The sequence below is a fragment of the Endozoicomonas sp. ALE010 genome (genome assembly GCF_049310165.1).
GTDB lineage: Bacteria > Pseudomonadota > Gammaproteobacteria > Pseudomonadales > Endozoicomonadaceae > Endozoicomonas.
The window spans coordinates 1-20,271 of record NZ_JBLYNV010000055.1 but is presented as its reverse complement, the minus strand read 5'-3'; the positions used below and the strand labels follow the sequence as shown (position 1 = coordinate 20,271).

The 20,271-nt window shown below is 50.0% G+C and carries 15 protein-coding genes; 9 read left to right on the top strand and 6 right to left on the bottom strand.

The window, feature by feature from the left end; genetic code table 11:
* The first annotated feature begins 421 nt into the window (after window positions 1-421).
* From ACO6UY_RS18955 to ACO6UY_RS18930, 6 genes are all read left to right on the top strand, one after another.
* Window positions 422-1,048: an L-threonylcarbamoyladenylate synthase gene (locus ACO6UY_RS18955; protein WP_269676060.1), complete on the top strand. Its 627-nt coding sequence runs from the start codon at window positions 422-424 to the stop codon at window positions 1,046-1,048.
* A gap of 224 nt (window positions 1,049-1,272) precedes the next feature.
* On the top strand, window positions 1,273-3,222 hold the full coding sequence (locus tag ACO6UY_RS18950) for a MutS-related protein (RefSeq protein ID WP_422490887.1): 1,950 nt from the start codon (window positions 1,273-1,275) through the stop codon (window positions 3,220-3,222).
* 363 nt (window positions 3,223-3,585) lie between these two features.
* Entirely contained in the window at window positions 3,586-4,800 is a 1,215-nt protein-coding gene (locus ACO6UY_RS18945) for a tryptophan--tRNA ligase (RefSeq protein WP_422448596.1), read from the top strand.
* A 286-nt stretch (window positions 4,801-5,086) separates the two neighbouring features.
* Entirely contained in the window at window positions 5,087-5,980 is an 894-nt protein-coding gene (locus ACO6UY_RS18940; RefSeq protein WP_422448598.1) for a segregation and condensation protein A, read from the top strand.
* The gene (scpB, locus tag ACO6UY_RS18935; RefSeq protein WP_422448600.1) at window positions 5,964-6,848 is read left to right on the top strand and encodes an SMC-Scp complex subunit ScpB; all 885 of its coding nucleotides are present in this window, start codon (window positions 5,964-5,966) and stop codon (window positions 6,846-6,848) included. Before ACO6UY_RS18940 ends, scpB begins: the two co-directional genes overlap by 17 nt.
* A gap of 319 nt (window positions 6,849-7,167) precedes the next feature.
* The gene (locus tag ACO6UY_RS18930; protein ID WP_422490885.1) at window positions 7,168-9,552 is read left to right on the top strand and encodes a hypothetical protein; all 2,385 of its coding nucleotides are present in this window, start codon (window positions 7,168-7,170) and stop codon (window positions 9,550-9,552) included.
* A gap of 157 nt (window positions 9,553-9,709) precedes the next feature.
* Here the strand turns inward: ACO6UY_RS18930 and ACO6UY_RS18925 are convergent, their stop codons facing one another.
* On the bottom strand, window positions 9,710-10,627 hold the full coding sequence (locus ACO6UY_RS18925) for a hypothetical protein (RefSeq protein ID WP_422490883.1): 918 nt from the start codon (window positions 10,625-10,627) through the stop codon (window positions 9,710-9,712).
* A 313-nt stretch (window positions 10,628-10,940) separates the two neighbouring features.
* Window positions 10,941-11,843, bottom strand: coding sequence for a hypothetical protein (locus ACO6UY_RS18920; protein ID WP_422490881.1), 903 nt, complete (start codon window positions 11,841-11,843; stop codon window positions 10,941-10,943).
* 230 nt (window positions 11,844-12,073) lie between these two features.
* Between ACO6UY_RS18920 and ACO6UY_RS18915 the strand changes: the two genes are divergently transcribed.
* Window positions 12,074-13,192 carry a M16 family metallopeptidase gene (locus ACO6UY_RS18915; RefSeq protein WP_422490880.1) on the top strand — a complete coding sequence of 373 codons (1,119 nt, stop codon included), beginning with the start codon at window positions 12,074-12,076 and terminating at the stop codon, window positions 13,190-13,192.
* A gap of 278 nt (window positions 13,193-13,470) precedes the next feature.
* A complete protein-coding gene (locus tag ACO6UY_RS18910) occupies window positions 13,471-13,608 on the top strand; it encodes a hypothetical protein (protein ID WP_422490879.1) in 138 nt (45 codons plus the stop codon).
* Window positions 13,609-13,644: 36 nt separating this feature from the next.
* On the opposite strand, the gene ACO6UY_RS18905 is transcribed toward ACO6UY_RS18910, so the two are convergent.
* From ACO6UY_RS18905 to ACO6UY_RS18890, 4 genes are all read right to left on the bottom strand, one after another.
* A complete protein-coding gene (locus ACO6UY_RS18905; RefSeq protein ID WP_422490877.1) occupies window positions 13,645-14,484 on the bottom strand; it encodes an IS200/IS605 family accessory protein TnpB-related protein in 840 nt (279 codons plus the stop codon).
* Window positions 14,453-15,052, bottom strand: a complete 600-nt coding sequence (locus tag ACO6UY_RS18900) for a hypothetical protein (RefSeq protein ID WP_422490875.1) — start codon at window positions 15,050-15,052, stop codon at window positions 14,453-14,455. Before ACO6UY_RS18900 ends, ACO6UY_RS18905 begins: the two co-directional genes overlap by 32 nt.
* A gap of 2 nt (window positions 15,053-15,054) precedes the next feature.
* Window positions 15,055-15,375: a MerR family DNA-binding transcriptional regulator gene (locus ACO6UY_RS18895; RefSeq protein ID WP_422490896.1), complete on the bottom strand. Its 321-nt coding sequence runs from the start codon at window positions 15,373-15,375 to the stop codon at window positions 15,055-15,057.
* 281 nt (window positions 15,376-15,656) lie between these two features.
* Window positions 15,657-18,971: a hypothetical protein gene (locus ACO6UY_RS18890; protein WP_422448615.1), complete on the bottom strand. Its 3,315-nt coding sequence runs from the start codon at window positions 18,969-18,971 to the stop codon at window positions 15,657-15,659.
* A 331-nt stretch (window positions 18,972-19,302) separates the two neighbouring features.
* Here ACO6UY_RS18890 and rluB point away from each other — a divergent pair, with 331 nt between their 5' ends.
* Window positions 19,303-20,184: a 23S rRNA pseudouridine(2605) synthase RluB gene (rluB, locus tag ACO6UY_RS18885; protein ID WP_422448617.1), complete on the top strand. Its 882-nt coding sequence runs from the start codon at window positions 19,303-19,305 to the stop codon at window positions 20,182-20,184.
* Window positions 20,185-20,271: the final 87 nt, after the last annotated feature.

Here is a 20,271-nt window from a genome sequence, read left to right as displayed (position 1 = left end):
GCGCCACCGCTTTTGCGCAATCACCACCGTGCTCTTTCGCTGAAGCATCACTCTTTCGGCTGAAGGCTATTTTTTTAGCTAAAGACCCTTTTCTTGCTGAAGGCTCTACTACATGGTTTCAATGAGTTTGACGGGTTGTCGTGCCTCCGCACTCCGTTCGTCCTGAGCCTGTCGAAGGACCCATAGGGCCTAAAGGCGGAAACTCCGGACTCTGATAGATCGTGCCAAGCACCCTTCGTCCGTGCATCCTGAGCGGGGTCGAAGGGCGCTCAGGGTGAACGGAGATCGTACACGTCAAACTCATTGAAACCATGTACTACCCCTTCATCACTCTGAGTTATGGCCGACAAACTTGTTTGCTTGTCACCACCCACACCCCGGGCCATAGGTAGAGTGAATAACCCTGATGCTGACGATTACCATGAGCCAGTTCTTTCAGATTCACCCCGACAACCCGCAACTGCGCCTGATCCGTCAGGCTGTCGATATTATTCGCGATGGTGGTGTGATCGCCTACCCTACCGACTCAGCCTATGCCCTGGGTTGTCACATTGGCGATAAAAAGGCGGTTGAGCGCATCCGGAAAATTCGCAGGCTGGATGAAAAGCATAATTTTACCCTGGTCTGCAGAGACCTCTCCGAACTTGCGACCTATGCCCAGGTGAATAATACGCAATATCGAATGTTGAAAAATCACACACCGGGCCCCTATACCTTTATTCTGAAAGGGTCCAGGGAAGTGCCTCGACGGTTGATGCACCCGAAGAGGAAGACCATCGGCATACGTGTGCCTGAAGGTGCCATTGTGCAGTCATTGCTCAGCGAGCTGGGCTGCCCCATTATGAGTTCAACGCTCCACTTGCCTGGTGACGAGTTCCCCATGATGGATCCTTACGATATCCGCATGACGCTGGAACCCCAGCTGGACCTGATTATTGATGGCGGGTTCTGTGGCATGGAGCCGACGACAGTGGTCAGCCTGATGGAAGATGTCCCGGAACTTCTCAGGGTTGGCAAAGGTAATCCTGAGCCTTTTATGATTGATTAGTTTTTCTTGCGGTAAAGCAAGTATCAGCTGTTAGTTCACACAACTATCCATGACATGCCATGATGTGGAATTAACAGCAAATCTATTTTTCTACTATTCAGAAAAGTCGTCTAGGATAAATAGTCTAATTCAAAAGCCTGAATCCCATACTGCATCCAACAATCAAGAATCAATTAGTGAATATGTGAATAGTCGAAATCAATCAACAAAGCATTTATCAAACCATGCCAATATCAGCAATCAAAAAACCGGAAACCAAAAGATACCAAAATAAATTATTCATAATAATCTTTGGATTTCTTATACACCCTTTAGATATTCAGGCTGAACTTGGTATAAAAAACACCTATCAAACATCACAACAACACTTTTCTCAAGCCTACCCGGACACTAATGAAAAAATTGAATCAAAAGAAGTTAAAGGTGAACTTCCTGATATTATTCTTACACCCGGAGAAAAAAGAAAAATCGTATTAAAATCACTCACCCAACAAACCATCGACCAGGCCAGTTCCACAAACAAAATTCTGACACATTACGCCGTTAAAGACCTGGATTTATTAAATGGACCAACGCAGTCACCCGACCACAGCATTCTGAAAAGCCTTGGAACCCCGATTACCATATCCGGAGAAATCATGTTAGCCAATATGCTGATTACTCCGACAACCGATATCAACGTACTGAAAAAAAGACAATCCACCATTCAATACCTGATCGATAATCCAATAATCATGGCCAGGCTGGAGAATCATTTACAACGGTTCTCCGCCAATGAGGATGGCATCATATCTCTGCTTGACCCCTCCGATACTGTCTATAAAGGACTTTTCCAGAGCCTGGATGCTACCACTCAGTTTGGTATGAACCCGAAAACCAGCAATGAAAAAGAAGCCTCCCGTCGTTTTATTGAAAGCCTGAATTTGCTGAGCCTCGGGTTTATGCCAACCTACCTTTATTACAATGCTTCACATCCATTGCATCTGGTCAGCGGCTTGACACTTTATGGCCTGACACTTTATCTGACACAACGAAGTGCCAAAAGAGAGAGGAAATATTACACCTACGTAATGGAACGCAGCAGACGCCCGGGCCTTGCCTTATTTGAAGCCAGAAAACTCTGGATGACCCTTGAGAACCATCCACCGTTTCATGAAGTGCTGTTATCCTACCCGGAGCTTGCAAGGCTGGATTACTCGAAAGAGTTCCGGGAAATGCTCGCGCTATTGAAAGAGCCCCCTGAAAGCCCTGTCCGTTCTAACTGGCACTACTACACCTCTCACATGGGGTGCTACCACATGGCATTAGAACTGATGCAGAAGCACAAAAGTTCTCTGTTATACATCCTCAAGGCCGTGGGTGAAGTGGATGCCTGGCTGACCATTGCCAGACTGGTAAGCCAGGGTCAGCAAAGAGAAAGCAACCCAATTGCCTTTGCAAAATACATTCCGGAACACGCTTCACCCTACCTGAGACTTGACCGATTCTGGAATCCACATTTATCACCAGCAGTCGCCGTGCCAAACAGTATTGAAATAGGCGCGCAATTACCGTTGAACACCATCATTACAGGCCCTAATGCCGCCGGAAAATCGACCAATATGGAAGGCATTGCCATTGCCGTCCTGCTGGCACAGACCTTTGGAATTGCACCAGCGCACGATATTGAAATAACCCCGTTTTCCCTGATCCATACTCACATGGATATCAGCTCAGAGGTGGCAGCAGGGCTGTCAACCTTCAAGGCAGAATCGGTAAGAGCTATTGAACTGATGGACCATATTGAAAACATGGTAGAGTACCAGTTCAGCCTGACACTGATGGATGAGATTTTCAACAGCACCAATCCGATAGAAGGTGAGGCTGGCACTTATGGCTACCTGAAAATCATTTCCAACAACCGGAACTGCATTAATATCTGCACAACCCACTACCCCAGACCCACACTGCTGGCTGATGAATACCCCGGAATATTCCAGAACATGCATGTTCACGCCGACATCACCAGTGACGGCAGACTGGTCTATGACTACCTTTTAAAATCCGGTTTTTCTGAACAGCATATTGCCATCAAGATTCTTGAAGATGAGGGCATTCAATCAGAATTTCTTGATATCGCCACGGACATCATCAAATATCCGGAACGATACCCTCTTCAAAACCGCAGACACTAGGAGCCTGGTTTCAAAGAGTTTGACGTGTACAATCTCCGTTCACCCTGAGCGGAGTCGAAGGGTGCTTGGCACGATCTATCAGAGTCCGGAGTTTCCGACCTTCGACAGGCTCAGGACGAACGGAGTGCGGAGGCTCAACAACCCGTCAAACTCACTGAAACCATGTACTATGAGACCGGGAAAAACGCTTTATCAATGCCTTGTTCGGGGGAACATCCAGTCTTTTGATACTGACCACAAGACCCATCCTATTATCGGCCACTAAAGCCGGTAATGCGCGGCAGGGAATACTGTCTCGCCCCTCTTTCCCCTGGATTAAAACTGTCGTACCCTGTCCTCTCAGGACTAATTTGGGAGAGCCCTTTGAGCGCTGTAGACCCTCAGTCGCGTGTTTTATCTGGCATGCGACCCACTGGCCGATTGCATCTTGGCCATTATCACGGTGTTTTAAAAAACTGGCTGGCACTGCAACACGAATACGACTGTTTTTTCTTTGTGGCAGACTGGCATGCATTGACCACTCACTATGAAGATACCCAGCACCTTCAGCAACACATGCTGGATATGGTCACTGACTGGCTCGCCGTTGGTGTGAACCCTGGCTCTTCCACCATTTTTATTCAGTCCCGGGTACCGGAGCATGCCGAACTTCACCTGCTGCTTTCCATGATGACACCGCTGTCATGGCTGGAACGGGTTCCAACGTACAAAGACCAGCAGGAAAAACTCAGAGAGAAAGACCTTTCTACCTATGGCTTTCTGGGATATCCCCTCCTGCAAAGTGCTGACATTCTGGCCTATCGGGCAGGCAGTGTGCCTGTGGGCGCGGATCAGGAAGCCCATGTGGAGATTACCCGGGAAATTGCCCGCCGTTTTAACCATCTCTATGGCCGTGAACCCGGTTTTGAACAAAATGCCGAAATGGCCATCCGGAAAATGGGCAGAAAGCAGGGTGAAATATACCGGAAGCTTCGCAAAACCTATCTGGAAAAAGGCGATGAACAAGCCCTGGAAACAGCCAGGGCCCTGCTGAAAGAACAGAACAATATTACCCTGGGTGACCAGGAACGCCTCTTCGGTTATCTGGAAGGCACCGGCAAGGTTATTCTGCCAGAGCCACAGGCATTGCTGACACCGCAAGCCAGAACGCCGGGGCTGGATGGACAGAAAATGTCCAAGTCCTACAACAACACCATCAGTCTCAGAGAGAGTGCGGACGAGGTGGACACCAAGATCCGGAAAATGCCCACGGACCCGGCTCGTATTCGCCGGAATGATCCGGGTGATCCCATAAAATGCCCGGTATGGCAATTTCACCGGCTCTATTCTGACCAGCAACGTCAGGACTGGGTACACAGTGGCTGTACCAGTGCCAGCATCGGTTGCCTCGACTGCAAAAAGCCGGTCATAGAAGCGATCCAGGCCGAGCTGGAACCGATACGGATTGAAGCCCTGGAACTGGAAAATAACCAGGATGTGGTCAAGAGCATTATTACCGAAGGGTGCGAGAAAGCCCGCGATGAAGCCCAGGACACCCTGAAGGAAGTCCGGGATGCCATGGGACTGCACTATCGCTAAGAGCCTGACCGAGAATTGGTATAGTTCCTCTCTGGACAGACACCACCTCTGGCAGGCATGATGGAACTGATCAGCAAATAAGCCATCTAACCTCCCAGGAGCCTGTCGGACTTAAGCGTCCGTAGCGAGGATTGCGAGAAATTGAGGATAAAAATTTCTGCTTCTGAGGAGAATAGCGGGGCTATTTGACGAAGAAGCAGGAATTTTTAGACCAATTTATCGCAACCGCAGTAGGACAGTCTTAAGTCCGACAGGCTCCCCCGGCCCAGCAAGAGGTGAACTGCCCATGACCACGACGGAAGCCGTGGCCGAACAACCAGCACAGACGTCAGCCCCATCGGAAGCAGAATCCGTTGCACCTGAAGCGCCTCATATAAGAGCGGAAAAATCGCTGGCACTGGTTAAGGGTCAACCATTCACCAAGCTGCCTGACGATCTCTACATTCCACCGGATGCCCTGGAAGTCTTTCTGGAAGCCTTTGAAGGCCCGCTGGATCTTCTGCTCTACCTGATCAAACGGAACAACATGGATATCCTCGATATCCAGGTGGCCCAGATCACCCATCAGTACATGGAATACGTCAAGCTGATGGAAAGTTCCCAGTTTGAGCTGGCGGCAGAATATCTGGTGATGGCCGCAACACTGGCGGAAATCAAATCCCGAATGCTGTTGCCACGAACCGCAGAGGCTGAAGAGGAAGAAGACGACCCCCGTGCTGAGCTGGTCAGGCGACTGCAGGAGTATGAGCGCTTTAAGAAAGCGGCCGAAGACCTGGATGACCTGCCCAGAATGGGCCGGAATAACTGGCCAGCCAAAGTTCAGCCTCCTGAGTTTGAGCGGGTTCAGATACATCCGGATGTTGATCTTCAGGATATTCTGGTCGCCCTGAGCGAAGTCATGCGTCGGGCTGATATGTTTGAGCACCACCATGTAGCGGAAGAAGCACTGTCCGTTCGAGAGCGGATGAGCGAGGTGCTTGCCATGCTCTCCCCTGAACGCTTCACCCCCTTTGTGGCACTCTATCGGGTCAGCGAAGGCCGACTGGGCGTGGTGGTCACCTTTATGGCCATTATGGAACTGATCAAGGAATCCCTGATCGAGCTGGTACAAAGCGAACCCTTTGGACCAATTCATGTGAAGGCCCGTAACATGGAAAATATCAATGAGCGAAAAGCCTGATCTCTCACTGATTCTGGAAGCAGCGATCATGGCCAGCAGTCGTCCACTGACGATTGAACAACTGGCGGCCCTCTTTCCGGAAGACAATCGCCCTGATGGCAATGAAATCCGTGAAGCCCTGGTCAAAGTATCTGACGCCTGCGAGGGCCGGGCCTTTGAACTGAAGCAAGTAGCGTCCGGCTTCCGCTTCCAGGTTCGTCAGGGCATGGCTCCCTGGATTGGCGGCCTGTGGGACGAAAAACCTCAGCGCTATACCCGTGCCCTTCTGGAAACCCTGGCCCTGATCGCCTATCGCCAGCCCATTACCCGGGGAGAAATTGAAGATATTCGTGGCGTCAGTGTCAGCAGTAATATCATACGCACCCTGCAGGAGCGGGAGTGGGTTCGCGTTGTCGGCCACCGGGATGTGCCCGGCAGACCCGCCATGTTTGCCACCACCCGGCAATTCCTGGATTACTTCAACCTGCAGAACCTGAATGAACTGCCGCCGCTGTCGGAAATCCGGGACCTGGAAGAAATCGCCAAGGCTCTGGAAATCCCGGAAGAGATTGCCGAGGCACTGGCGGCTGCAGGCGGTACGTTAGAACAGCCGGAGCTGGCAGACCAGGAAGTCATCAAAGAGCGTTCGGCCCAGGAGCTGTTCGATGAACTGGACGCCATGGAAGCCGAATTACCCACTGGCTTTAATGACTTGATCAAAAAGCAGAAAATACCGGCCCTGCAACTGGAAGAGGAAAAAGAGCAACACAGTGCTGAACCAACTGAAGATGAATTAGCCACCTCTTCAGAAAGCCAGACTGCTAATGAGCAGTCATCTGAAGAATCACTTTCTTCCCAGTCTGAAGAGCCAGATGAAACCTTTTATTAATCAAATATTAATCAAAGGCACTCTGAAAGTATTCTTACAGGGTGTCTTCTGGAACAGAGCCCCCTGCCCAGCCCCAAATACCAGTAAAAATAAGCATCCAAGCATAAAAAAAAGCGTATGTGATTCAAACTATTCTTACTAATGCCATACAACTGGCTACCATTAGCCCTCACCATTAACGCGTTTACAAATATAGGAAAAAATAGAAATTGCGTTTCAGAATAGTTAAATACCACATAACCATTTTCCCTTTTAATATTGGCCATATAAGACAATGGATTGATATCAACATAATCAACTTTGTTATGAGGTATTGATTTTGATACGGCAACCAGACTCAAACCCGGCAGGCATTTTCATCGACCCACAACCTGTAACAACCCAGCCTACAGAACCGCAGGGGCAATGGAGAGGGTTGGAGGTAATTCGATTGCAAGCCCGTGAGTTAATTCGGTCATTTAATCCCTTCTATGATCCACCCAATTCCCAACCGCCACCGGATGTTGCAGACTCTGCTGCTGCTATTGACTTTCAGGGCCGTGATGGCAAGACCAGTCACTGCCTGCAGTTCACCGCACTGGCAGGACGGGCGATAGCGGCCTATGCCAACATGCCCCCGGAAATCAATAATGCGCTGAGCTATCTTGCCACCCTCGCGGTTGCAGGACGGCTTGCCAATGATCAGCTTAACGCGTTCACTGCCCACGCCGATTTGGTACCCGAGCCTGGCACACACAGGGAAACACCGGACGAGACTCCGGCAAATGCTAAAAATAAAACCGGAAAAACTTCACTGAACCCACAACAACAGCCTGATAACTCCGCCACCTCAACGCTGCGTGCCAGCCAGTTGCCAAACACCTCCGTGGCACTGGGAGCTCTGGTCGGCCTTTCCGCTGTCGGCGCGTCATCAGCATCCACCCCTGACAATACCCCCTGGGTTGAAGTGGCGGACGCCGAGACACTGGGCAAGATTTGCCAGGATGCAGAATCATGCAGCAATAAATATCGGCTGACAAAGGATATCGACGGTAGCCAATTGCCTAGGCCCATTGGCAATGAAACCCTTCCATTTACTGGCAAGGTGGTCGGTGACTGTCGTACCATCTTCAAACTTCCGCACTGCCTGATAGGACACTTGTCCGGTGACGGCCTTATTGATGACCTGCGCTTTCGTAATGCCAATATTACATCAACAACTACGGCCGGGGTTGCGGCTTGTAAAATGTCAGGCGGTGCCACAATCAGTAATATCCGGGCTGAGCATGCTTACCTTGCTACCCTTGCTACCAATGAAGTTGTAGGCGCAGCTATTGGCGTGGGTAAGGTTAATGGAGGCAATGTTATCAACACAACAGCAATAAACTGCACGGTGGAAGCCTCCATTGGTGATGATATATCAGCAGCATTTGCCGGTATTGCCGTGGGCTGGTTAGACTCGGGAATTGTTACCAACACAAATGTGATGAACTGCACAGTGAAAACTTCCGATTATTCATTCGCCGGTATCGGTGCGGGATATCTGGAACAAGGCGCTGTTACCAACACGACAGCGGTGAACTGCAATTTGGCAACCTCTGGTAGTGAAGCTAACTCCGGTATTGGGGCGGGAGAGAATAAAGGAAGTGTTACCAACACGAAAGCGGTGAACTGTCATATTGAAACAAAGAATCGTTTTGCATATGCCGGAATCGGGGCGGGACTTAGTTATGGATCTGTTACCGACACGACTGCAGTAAACTGCACGGTGACAACCTCGGGCGGACAGGCAGATGCCGGTATTGGGGCGGGAAATAATGTAGGAGCTGTTACCGGCACGACAGCGCTGAACTGCAAAGTGACAACCTCGGGCGGACAGGCAGATGCCGGTATTGGGGCGGGAATTAGTTATGGAGCTGTTACCGACACGGCTGCAGTAAACTGCAATGTGACAACCTCTGGCGCACAGGCAGATGCCGGTATTGGGGCGGGAATTATTAACAAAGGAACTGTTACCGACACCAAGGCGTTTGACAGCATCATTAATAGTGATGGTAAAGCAAATATCACGGGAGGGGATAACCCGGTTATTTGTAATGTCAGAATTAATGGTAATAAACAAACAGACAGTTCCCGAGACTGTCGTTATGGTTTGGATAATGATTTCTGTGCAAATACAGACCCCAGCCTGGTAACACCGGATTGCCAGCCCGTTAAGTATGTTATTGATACATCATACTGTGCTAATGCCACACTGACGCCCCTAATCACAGAGACGCCGGTAACGGTACCGAGTACCAACATTTCCCTTCCCGGCCCGGCTTCTGCCACACTTACGCCCTTGATCACAGAGACGCCGGTAACGGTACCAAGTGCCAACATTTCCCTTCCCGGCCCGGCTTCTGCCACACTTACCACTTTAACTCCGACAGTGGCATCACTGGGTACAGGCGCTATCACCGGTATCGCCCTGGGTGCCGCGGTGTTTTTTGTGGCGGCCGGTGCTGTTGGTTTCTGCGCCTACCGTTACCGCCAAAGATCATCATCAGCTGATATTGGCCGTAACGAACCCATGCCAATGCTCTCCAACAGCCAGCCACGGACTGGTAGACCGTTGGCTGCTCCTCCTCAGCTCAATTACGAGAACGATTTCGAACGGTTGTTGCCTGCCTGCCAGACAGGAGAACACAGCGATGAGGAGCAGCTACTCGAAGATAAACTGTAGAAAAGAACCTGAATGAACTGCCGCCGCTGTCGGAAATCCGGGACCTGGAAGAAGAGGAAGAACCGGGTACTGAACCTTCAGCAAGCCAGACTACTGATGAGCAATCCTCTGAAGAAGTACTTTCTTCCCAGTCTGAAGAGCCCGATAAAACCTTCCATTAATCAACGACACTCTGGAAGTATTCTTCCAGAGTGCCTGCTGGCCCCCCCCCCCCAACCTCACCCAGCTCCTGAAATACCGGTTGAAAATAAGCATCCAACTCATGGGCAAGGTGGTTCCAGTCTTTATTTTTATCGCCATCAAGAAGGTAAGTGAAATCTGGTAATTCTTCGCCATCAAAAAACTCATCTGGAAATTGTGAGTCTAATATATTTTCCTGGTAAAATGAGAAGGAAAGTATTGGCTGATGGACGTCTTTGCTCATATCTGTGCAAAGACGATGACTGTGGCGTAGCATCGTTACATCACACCCTCTCAGATAACTGTCAATTTTATCAAGCCCTTTGCCAAGATCAGACATAACACCTGTATTAATAATACCGTTGATTAGATCATCGAACTTTATTGGAACCATTCCCCGGGTAGTGAGATCGGGTATGTAAGTGTCGAAGGAGTTAACTTTACATTTTTCAAGTAATCTGCAATTCGTTTTCTGCCACGACTCGAGTCTACAGGCAATGGTATGCAATTCTTCCAGTCTGGCTGTTGTGAAATAGTCAGCGATCGTTTCACCAAGTTCTTTCCTGACACTTTCAACGGCCTTATCGCTAGCGCCCTTCCCCGCAGAAGATATTGACGCCAGTTCATTCAAGCTGGATGTCAGAGACTCCTCCAGAATCAGCTCACCGCCACGATAAGCGCAGCCCCCTGCAGCACCTTCAGTGGAATCCGCGTCCTTTACCAGAAGAAGGCTCTTTAACATTTGCTCCAACTCCATGAAGCAATCGGGTTCTGAACCAGGACCTGAACTGAGGGAGGATAAGGGTGAAGCATCATCATCAGAACTCTCATCATCTGAGCCAACCGTAAATTTCACAACCGATGGATTATCAGTTCCACCCAATGCTGGATTCATATAATTATGGGCAGGCAAAACAGCACTTGCAGCCCGAGCACCAACGGCCGTACTGTGCTGAAGATCTTCAGTGGCACGACTCCGAAAAATACCGCCCGCATGTTGAGCATTCGCTGGCAAGGCAGAATCATTCTGGTCATAGCTGTTGCTTTGTGATCCGTTTACAAAGTTTGCCAATCCGGCATTTAGACTTGGCGGAATCATCATTAAACCTTCTAACGATAGATATTTATTCCCCATAGACAACTTGCGTTCTCAATAGGTTCAGTCATTGGAATAATATTTTGATGAGTCAAATCAGGACCTGTGACCATTACAGTGTGTAACTCAGCCCAACCCAATAAGCGCGTCCCATCTGATAACGCTTGCCTGCTGTGGTGTCCGTGTGCGGCAGTTTATTAAACAGGTTAGTAACACGCAGATCCAGCGTCGCCTTGGAATCAGGCGCGTCCCAGAACAAATATTTGGTATTCAGGTCAACCGTGGTAAAGGCTTTTCGTTCCAGTTTTTCGTAGACATCATAATCCGTTCCATCAACCTTGATTTCTTCACCGGTTCTTCCCAGGTATTCATAAGCACCGCGATAATGCAGGGCCGCATGGGTCAACAACCGTTCATTAAACCAGTTGGCACTCCAGGAGACCGCCGCTCGCCAGGGAGATGCAAAGTTCTGACGCCCCTGAATATCATACAACTCTGACATGGTAATCAGACTACCGCTGTAGTACAGATAGTCGTTTTCATCCTCAGGATCAACATAATCGAAGTAGTCTTCCTGACCATTACTTTTGGTTTCAGACCAGGTGATATTGGCGTTGAATCGATGGTTTTCGTAACTACCGGACCACTCTACAGCATAGCCAATGTAGTCAGTTTCACCGTCATTGACAGGACTTTTTTGCAAACCGAAGGAGTTGTAATCGGCAGAGCGGTTTTTTTGAGCCTCGATTGTTTTTAATTCAGCTCCATAATTAACATCGCCAGAAAATAACGGAGAGCTTGCCTTAAAATTCCAGGTGTAATCCGTTTGTGTCTGTTCAAGGTCACCAACGCCGCCTTCATAACAGTTCGTTGCATCACACCAGTCAACCGTAGAACCGGACCAGCGATACTGATAATTGGGCGAGTTTCTGCTGGCATCACTATGCTGCACCGAAATCTTTGACTCCCAACGGGTTTCACCACTGAACCCGTTTACGGACAGGTAACTCTGCAAGCCGGAAGAATCATTATCATTTGCAACTAACCCGGAACCATAATCCTTCTAACACTGGTGCAGTTGCTAACATGCGGAATTTTTGGTGTTTTATTCGAAGAAAAATACATACAACAATAATTGTTTGTGTTGCTTCAGCCTTCATAACTTCATTCGCCCAGGCGACTGAAACACCAAAGTGGGATGACCAGCTAATCGTACAAACGCTGAACAACGGCTTTCGATATGTTGTGCACGACAGTAATCAGGAAAGCGCCCCCTTCAACCTCCGCCTGATTGTCAATGTGGGCTCGGTTGACGATGAACTAAAAGGTATGGCCCACATTATTGAGCATATGGTTTTTCGCACAAATTCCGGCCTTGGGAGTTCCGTTCATCAATACCTTGATAAAACAGGCTGGTTTACCGGCCGCCAGATTAATGCCGTAACCCGTCAAACTGAAACGCAGTATATGTTGCGTACGCGCCCGAATGACGCGCTTAACCTGACTGAGTCTGTAGCGCTCCTTCATCATATTGCCTTTAATGCCGCCATGCAGGAACAGGATTGGGCTGTTGAAAAAAAAGTCATTATCGAGGAGATGAGGCTGGGTACCGGTGTGGCTGAGCGCATTAATAACGAAAAAAAAGCCATCGTTCGCAATAACTCCCGATACGTACAACGACCCACCATTGGTTTGGCAGAAGATGTGCAAAAAGTAGCGGTGCAGGATATCAAAGATTTTTACACCAGGTTTTACGTTCCTGCCAACATGACCCTGGTCGTCTCTGGCAATATTGATGAAAAAACACTCCAAAAAGCCATAGCCGATACCTTTGGGAAACAACCGTTCAAAGCCAAGCCTGAGAGGGATTATCTGGAACTGCCCCTGCAAAAGCAGCGCTTTATCGGCAAAGTTCAGGATCCTCAGGGTGTGACCTCAATGGTGTCCATGGGTTTTCGTAGCCCGCTGCAACCCTATGACAGAATGGCCGGGCTATACCAGCGCTTACAAAATTACTTTCTCAGAAAGCTGGCGGTCAGTCAGGTGCGTTCGCAATTGGATGCCCACGCTGATCAGGGTATCGAGTCGCTTTCAATGACGTTCAAAGAGTCGACCAATGAACGGCTGGTAGTTGCCCTGGCAGCTCGTACCGCTAACCACGATCAAGGGATGGTTGCGGTGCTGACTGAAATTGAACGACTGAAGCAGAACGGACTACGCCGGACTGAACTGGAGAAACTGAAAGAGAAAGCGAAAAAGACGATTGCAAACAATGTTGAGGCTGCTTCCCTGCGCAACTTTCAGCAATGGGAAGACAAAATAACAACGGCCATTAGACAACGAGAACTTTGCCCGAATTCGTGAGGACATCACCTTTGCCGAAAGTCTTCGACTCAAAGACGACAACACCTGGCTAAGGAGGCTGGCACTCAGTTTTGCCCGGTACGATTCACCAGAGTATCTCGAAAGCATGTCTGAGCTGCAACAGCAGGTGAACCTTACGACCATGAAGTCTCTGACAAAACAGATTTTTCCACAAAGCAACCAGATCGTGACAGTGGATTTACCCAGGCAATCCTGATTCAACAATGCCGCCGGTTTATCAGCAGTTGTTATAAATATTTCACAGAAGTAGATGGACTATGTTTAAAATTGTTGAAGGGCTTGGTGTTTCTCTGCTGCGTTCAATTTTTACCGCTCCTAAAAACTTACACAAACCTACTCAAAGTTATCTAAACCTGAGTATTTTTCGCAAAACGCCAGCCGAGCAGTACTACTGACGATTCACGTGTCGGAATCTCACCGACAGACCAAAGTTAAAACGGGAGCGCCGTGTCGAAAACAACACCGCTCTCTCCCTCACGCAGCCCTGTCGTCGCCGACAAGGCCGGTGGATGCTTCAATCGCTTTGGTCGCTCTGCAAGAGCCGTTGCCAGTTTCCCGCGCAGAATCGCCCAACGGGTCCATACGTGCTTGCCGTTATCCTCTGGTAACTGCAAGGCGACATGGCCCGCCCTGTCATCCCACAGCCACGCTGTGGCACCACGGGGCAATCGCTCAGAAAACTGGAAATAACGTCGGGCTATCGCCACGGCTGCGCCATGGTGCACCGACAGGCCATACTGGCCACTGAATTTTGTTCGACCTATTACCGACGTGTAAGCCGGGTTGACCCTGGCCAATTCCACGCCTTCACGGTACGCACGACTGACCAGTGTCTTATGAATCTGGTCGTATGCCAGTCCGGACAGCATCCGGGCATAACGGGCTGAGTGACTCTTTTCCAGCTCGTCTTTCTTTTTCCGGAACGACAGGTGTTCCATCACCAGTGGTACTCCGGCCTTTTTTGCCAGTTCAATCACTTGTTTGCAGGCATCACCAATCACTGCCTGACGTTGCTCTGAGGTTTTGCCAAAGGTGTGACAGGGAATGGTCCATTTGCTCAGCGGGTTACCATGGCGGTCAATCAACGCCAGGGCCAGGTGGTCGGCGTTGATATCCAGCCCCATGGCACCGGCTTCCGGGCAGGTACACGGGCGACCCCGTATCGCTGCCGTTGTCACCAGCAACCTCCACCCCTTCTTATCGCGGGCAAACCGAAAGGACAGTGCCTGACCATAGTGTTTAAATGATAAAAAACTGTGATTGCCGGGCATCCTGCCAGACCTGTTGCCACTCGCTATGGTCACAATAGCCGTTTTTCTCCAGGTGGAACTGTTTTTTAAACAGGACTTTGGAGCCAAAGCAGATAGCTGGGTCATTGCTTTTCAACCTCTGCCGTATACGAAACAGGCGAACCTTTAAGGTTGACAGACGTCGTTTAGACTGGTGCAGGCCAAAGCGCAGTTGAGCGCGTTTTTGAGGATTTTCTTCTTTGTTCAGTGTCTTTGTCTGTTTATCTATGTGGCGATGCTTTGACTTGATGCGACGCTGGTAACTGTCTTCAGTGTTTGCCAGGTTGGATATGACTGAGCGAATCTTACCCTCAAGGCTGGCTTTTTCTGCATTAAAGTACCGGGCAGGAATCTGGTAGCGGGCAATGGTCTTGTTTTTCAGGCAAGCCAGTGATTGTCCCTTACGCCATTGGACATATAACCCACGTTCGATGGACGACATCAGCCCGGCGATAGCGGACAGGGCACCATTCTGAGCAGCCGAGACGTTCAGGCGGGTCTGGAAGGTCAGTGACAGGGTGTCAGTCAGAAACGAGTCTTTTTCGCTCATGGCTACCCGGCATCCTCTACAACTTTGGTCAATTTCTCCATCAGCTGCTGGTTTTTGCGACTGCGGCTGCCGTAGAGGTGGGCAGAAAACACAGAGATAATCTCCAGAACATCCTTCGCCAGGTCTTTTTTCTGGTCATGACTGGAAACCCGGCTGTAAGCTACCGTTTTGCGCTGTACCTGTGGAGTCTGTTGCGTCATTAACTGACTGGCGCTGTAACATCGTTGACCACCGACAGTACGCTCAGGCACGAATTTTCCACAAGCCTCCCAGCGACGCAGAGTAGAAGAGGATACCCCTAAATGGTCAGCGGCCCGGGAGATGGATTATCGATCATTCACAACAGAACTTACTCATTTTGAATAGGTTAGAGTAACTATAGATAGGTTTTTGTTAACTGCAACAAGCCCTCGCGCATAAGAGAGTTTGATCGCGCCGCTATAAAATTGATAAAAACTGCCAGTCCTTTTCCACGGGCTCCTGAATATGTCGGGTGGGACCAACGCCGCTATGAAATCGTGCTCAACTATGAGGTTCGTTAGGGTCACAGGTTGCTGTCGCTCAATACACCGATGCAACCAGAGTTCATCGAGTTGGGTTTTCCTTATTCAGGGTGCATCAGCGCAAGCAGTGTTTTGACAAATTCCTTTTTCTTGCATTGGTAATCATTAACTGGCTGAAAGGCCGATAGCCAGCCATTCACTCTGTGCTCAAAACCCTTACGCCACAGATGGCTGAGCAATTTCATGTGAAGATTCTGAGTCAATGCATAAAGGCGTCGGCGCTCTTGCCCCTGGTTTGTCCGGTCGTCCGGGTTTCCGGGGTCTCCTTGAGCGTGCAGTGCAATAAACTGCCGGGCTTTATTCAGGGTAAGCAAAGAGCGTATCAGCAAACCATAAATACGGTCACTGGTGTTTTGGGGGGTGTTAAAAAGAATGGTTCGGGGCAAGGCAAATGCCGCTCCTTTTTGCAACTGCTCAGTGAGCGGATCGAGGTTATCGGTGAGAAATTTCAGCGTATCGTTCAACAACCTGGTTTCTTCAGCAAACGACAAACACCACACCAACTTCTCTACGCCGGGAACTTGAACGGCCAGTCGTGCCGCGTTTTGATGACCTACTCTGTCGTCCACGCTGACCTGCAGCCCCATTGCCCTGGCACCCAGATCACCGTCTGTCAGATTGATATTGAAAGCTTTTGGCAGTTTAATCGCCGGACATCCCGGGACTGGCCCGATGATGACACTTTGGGGGATTTCTGAATCCCTGTCGACATTCAATGTCCGCAGCTCTCCAAACAGGACTCTGGCAGGCTCTTCTGCCGTGCAAATAAGGTCTATGTCGTTGTATGATGAGCAGCGGTTTTGTAAGTAACGGGCATAGGAACCGGTAATCAGGATGGGGGGACAGGGATAAGCGTCATTGATTACCTGAATAATCTCCAGTGTTCTGAGCGTTAGCGAATTTAACTGCGGAACCTGATGATCCAAAAAAACCGCTCTGCCTGTAGTGAACGTATTTTCTTCTGTTTCACACCAGTACTCACGGGGCGGGTAAGGGAATGGATGTTCCCTGCCGAAATTGGCCACGGATGCTTCAACCGCTCTTTCTCTTCGACCAGGGTATTCTAAAACCGGGATCGCGACAGGCAGTTGGCCTCTATAGCCATATCCGGCGTTATTGACACCGTTGGCGGAATATCTGTTTTCATGACCAAAGCCAGACCGGAAGTTATCTGTGGTCTGTCTATACGATTCAGGTCTGTACGATACCGGGCACTCTCTACGAACGGCAACAGCAGCGACATGCTGACTGGCAGAGGCTGCGTATCTGTACCGACTATCACTGGCGACAGCATTTTCCGGATTAAACAGAAACTTATCCCCTGTGCCTGTTTCGTAGAGGCACTGTTCAAGGTCGCGCCCTAAAGCATGGCGCAGTTTACTTCCTTCAGGAAAACCCTTAAGGCATTCCAACACCTGATGCCTTTGGATTCTTCGTCCATAAACAGGCTGTCCAGTGATATAACAGTGTTTCAGGAAAAAGAAATAGATGCGCGAATTCTGAAATGAGGGCCTCAGTGTCTGGATGGAATGCAATACCTGTTCTGCGGACAATCTCTGGTGATCAATGGTCAATCCATTCTGCATAGCCATGAAGATCAATCTACATCGCAATCGTTGTTGCTTATCTTTGATCAATATGCTGTCCAGAAGTTGCCAGGCCTTTTGGATGGCATCCTGAGCATCATTGCTTTCATCGTATCGCTGAGGTTGTTGCAACCTGTGCATCAGGTATTCAATCTGCCTTGCGGCATGATTTCCGGGGGCTTCATTATACGCTTCCAGTACTTTCAGGTTATCCAGATAGCTGCCATTCAATTCTCTGGCATTCAATGCCAACCGGGAATAAAAAATCGCTCTTTCGAGCAACCACCCCCCCCGTTCATAATCCTTAACCACGGCATCCGGTGTGACCTGTCGGCCATTCAAATGCAGCCCCCTCAGGCAACATTCTGCTTTGAAGCGCCCTAGCTCCAGAGTTGCCCTGGCTGCCTTATAATCCCTGACCACGGTATCCGGTGTGACCTGCTGGCCCTTAACCATCAGGTTCCTCAGGCAACATTCCGCTTTGAAACGTGCCAGCTCAAGCATTGCATTGGCTGACTGATAACCCTCAATCACCTCATCAGGGGTCACCTGTCGGCCATTCAACACCGTGCCCTTCAGGCAACACAGTTCCTTAAAGCGCGCTCTTCCCAGCTTGCCACCGGTATCATTATCCGGGAAACTCTTTAACACAGCATCCGGTCTGACCGGCTGGCCATTTAACGCCAGCCCCTTCAGCCAACACTCTTCCATAAAGTGTGCCAGCCCCAGTACTGATTTATTGGCCCGGTAACCGTTAACCACCGTATCCGGTGAAACCTGCTGGCCATTCAACGGCAGCCCTCTCAGGCAACATTCCTCTTTGAAGTGCGCCACTCCCCGTTTGCCTTCCGGACTACCCGGGTAATCCTCCACCACCTCTTCCGGCGTGACCCGTCGGCCATGCAACAGCAGGTCCCTGAGGCAACATTCGGCTTTGAAGCGCGCCAGTTCCAATCTTGCCCCGACTGCCTGATAGCCCATAACCACTTCCTCCGATGTGATCTGTCGGCCATTCAATGGCAGGCGTTTCAGGCAACATTCCGCTTTGAAGCGCGCGATCCCCAGCCGACCTTTCGGATTATCCGGGAAATCCTTCACCACCGCATCCGGTGAGACCGGCTCGCCATTCAACGCCATCCCTCTCATGCAACACTCCTCTTTGAAGCGCGCTATACCCAGTTTGCCTTCCGGGCTATCCGGGAACTCCTTCACTACCGCATCCGGTCTGACCGGGCGACCATTTAACATCAGGCCCTTCAGGCAGCATTCCGACTTAAAGCGCGCTATCCCCAGTTTGCCTTGCGGACTATCCGGAAAATCGTTAACCACCTCAGCCGTTGTGACCGGCTGGCCAGCCAACAGCAGTCCCTTCAGGCAGCATTCCGACTTAAAGCGTGCCAGCTCCAGTGTTGCTTTAAGGTCCTGATAACCCTTAACTACCTCATCTGGTGTGACCGGCTGGCCATTTAACGCCAGGCCATTCAGGCAGCATTCCGACTTAAAGCGCGCTATCGCTAATAGGTACTTATTGTTTTGATCTGGTTTCCGGTTGAATTCCTGAATCACCTGTTCCGGAGTCACTCTTTTATTGTCATAAAGAATGTTCTGCAGGCAAAGTTTGAGCAGGAAGAAGCCACTTCTAAGAGACGATCTATCAGTTCCGTAGGCTGCAAGCACACTGGCCGGGGTGATTCGATGTCCATATAATGTTTTTCTCCCCCAGAAGTCATCCTCAGTAAACTTGCCGTAATCCGGGGGGGCAGCGGCCATTCTATAAGGCTGATAGTTTGCGACCCTTTTACCGTTAAATGTATGTCCGGGGTGTTCTGGCATCCCGCTGAAACCGGCTCTCTGGTCAACCCAGAGAGCAGACTGTGCATGGTAGTAGGCTGGTAAAATTGTTTTCAGAATAAAACCCTGCTAGCTGAGGCTATAAACACCGCCGTTTGACCACAAAATGATTATCAGGTTCCATTCCTCTTCTTTATTTCACCTGTTTACTCTATTTCACTGCGGCTCAACCGGATTGTTTGTACCCGAACCTCCCGTTATACTGCGTTCCCTCTTGTTAAATTCCGGGCGGAGACCCCGCCGATATCCCATGACCACAGAAACTACACTCCCTCCGCAGGGCGAAAAACTGCAAAAGATCCTGGCGGGCGCTGGCCTTGGCTCACGCCGTGAGATGGAGCGCTGGATCACTGAAGGACGCATCAGCGTCAACGGTGTCAAAGCCAGCCTTGGCGACCGTGCAGCCCTGGCCGACGTTATTGCCGTGGACGGCCGGGTTATTAAGCTGGACGCTTACGCCTCTGGTATTCGCCGTGTCATCGCTTATAACAAACCGGAAGGCGAAATCTGCAGCCGTTCTGACAAAGAAGGCCGTCCAACGGTCTTTGATAAACTCCCTAAACTGAAGGGCGAGCGCTGGATCTCCATCGGCCGTCTGGACCTCAATACCTCCGGTCTGCTGCTGTTTACCAACGATGGCGAACTGGCCAGCCGCCTGATGCACCCCTCTCATTCCATTGAGCGGGAGTACGCCGTGCGGGTCATGGGTGATATTACCCAGCAGAAAGTGAAAAACCTGTTTGAAGGTGTCGAGCTGGAAGACGGCATGGCTCGTTTTACCGATATTGTGGACTCCGGCGGTACTGGCATTAACCACTGGTTTCACGTCTGTATTCTTGAAGGGCGTAACCGTGAAGTCCGCCGTCTCTGGGAATCCCAGGATCTGAAAGTCAGCCGTTTGAAGCGGGTCCGTTTTGGCAGCATGATCATTCCTGATCACCTGCGTCAGGGGCAGTTCCAGGAGTTGGAAAAACAGGATATCGACGCGCTTGCCGCACTGGTGGACCTGTCACCCGCACCCGCCTTCCATAAAAAGCCGCAGGATCGGCTGAAAAAGAACGAAGTGCAGGCCAGGAAAGTCAAAGGCAGTACCAAACGTTTCAGTCCTCATCCGAAAAAGCGCTCCCGCTAGGAGGCTGTCCGAGAATAGCGCCCGTAGCGAGGATGGCAGAAAATTGAGGATAAAAAGTCGGAAATTTTTAGTGAATAGTGGTTCTAT

Bases quoted from the DNA above. Each gene is read 5' to 3' on its own strand.
- ACO6UY_RS18950 (WP_422490887.1), top strand. From the start codon at position 1,273: ATGCCAATATCAGCAATCAAAAAACCGGAAACCAAAAGATACCAAAAT.
- ACO6UY_RS18890 (WP_422448615.1), bottom strand. From the start codon at position 18,971: ATGGCCGCTGCCCCCCCGGATTACGGCAAGTTTACTGAGGATGACTTC.
- ACO6UY_RS18940 (WP_422448598.1), top strand. From the start codon at position 5,087: ATGACCACGACGGAAGCCGTGGCCGAACAACCAGCACAGACGTCAGCC.
- ACO6UY_RS18900 (WP_422490875.1), bottom strand. From the start codon at position 15,052: ATGAGCGAAAAAGACTCGTTTCTGACTGACACCCTGTCACTGACCTTC.
- ACO6UY_RS18905 (WP_422490877.1), bottom strand. From the start codon at position 14,484: ATGCCCGGCAATCACAGTTTTTTATCATTTAAACACTATGGTCAGGCA.
- ACO6UY_RS18925 (WP_422490883.1), bottom strand. From the start codon at position 10,627: ATGAATCCAGCATTGGGTGGAACTGATAATCCATCGGTTGTGAAATTT.
- scpB (WP_422448600.1), top strand. From the start codon at position 5,964: ATGAGCGAAAAGCCTGATCTCTCACTGATTCTGGAAGCAGCGATCATG.
- ACO6UY_RS18955 (WP_269676060.1), top strand. From the start codon at position 422: ATGAGCCAGTTCTTTCAGATTCACCCCGACAACCCGCAACTGCGCCTG.
- ACO6UY_RS18910 (WP_422490879.1), top strand. From the start codon at position 13,471: ATGTTTAAAATTGTTGAAGGGCTTGGTGTTTCTCTGCTGCGTTCAATT.
- rluB (WP_422448617.1), top strand. From the start codon at position 19,303: ATGACCACAGAAACTACACTCCCTCCGCAGGGCGAAAAACTGCAAAAG.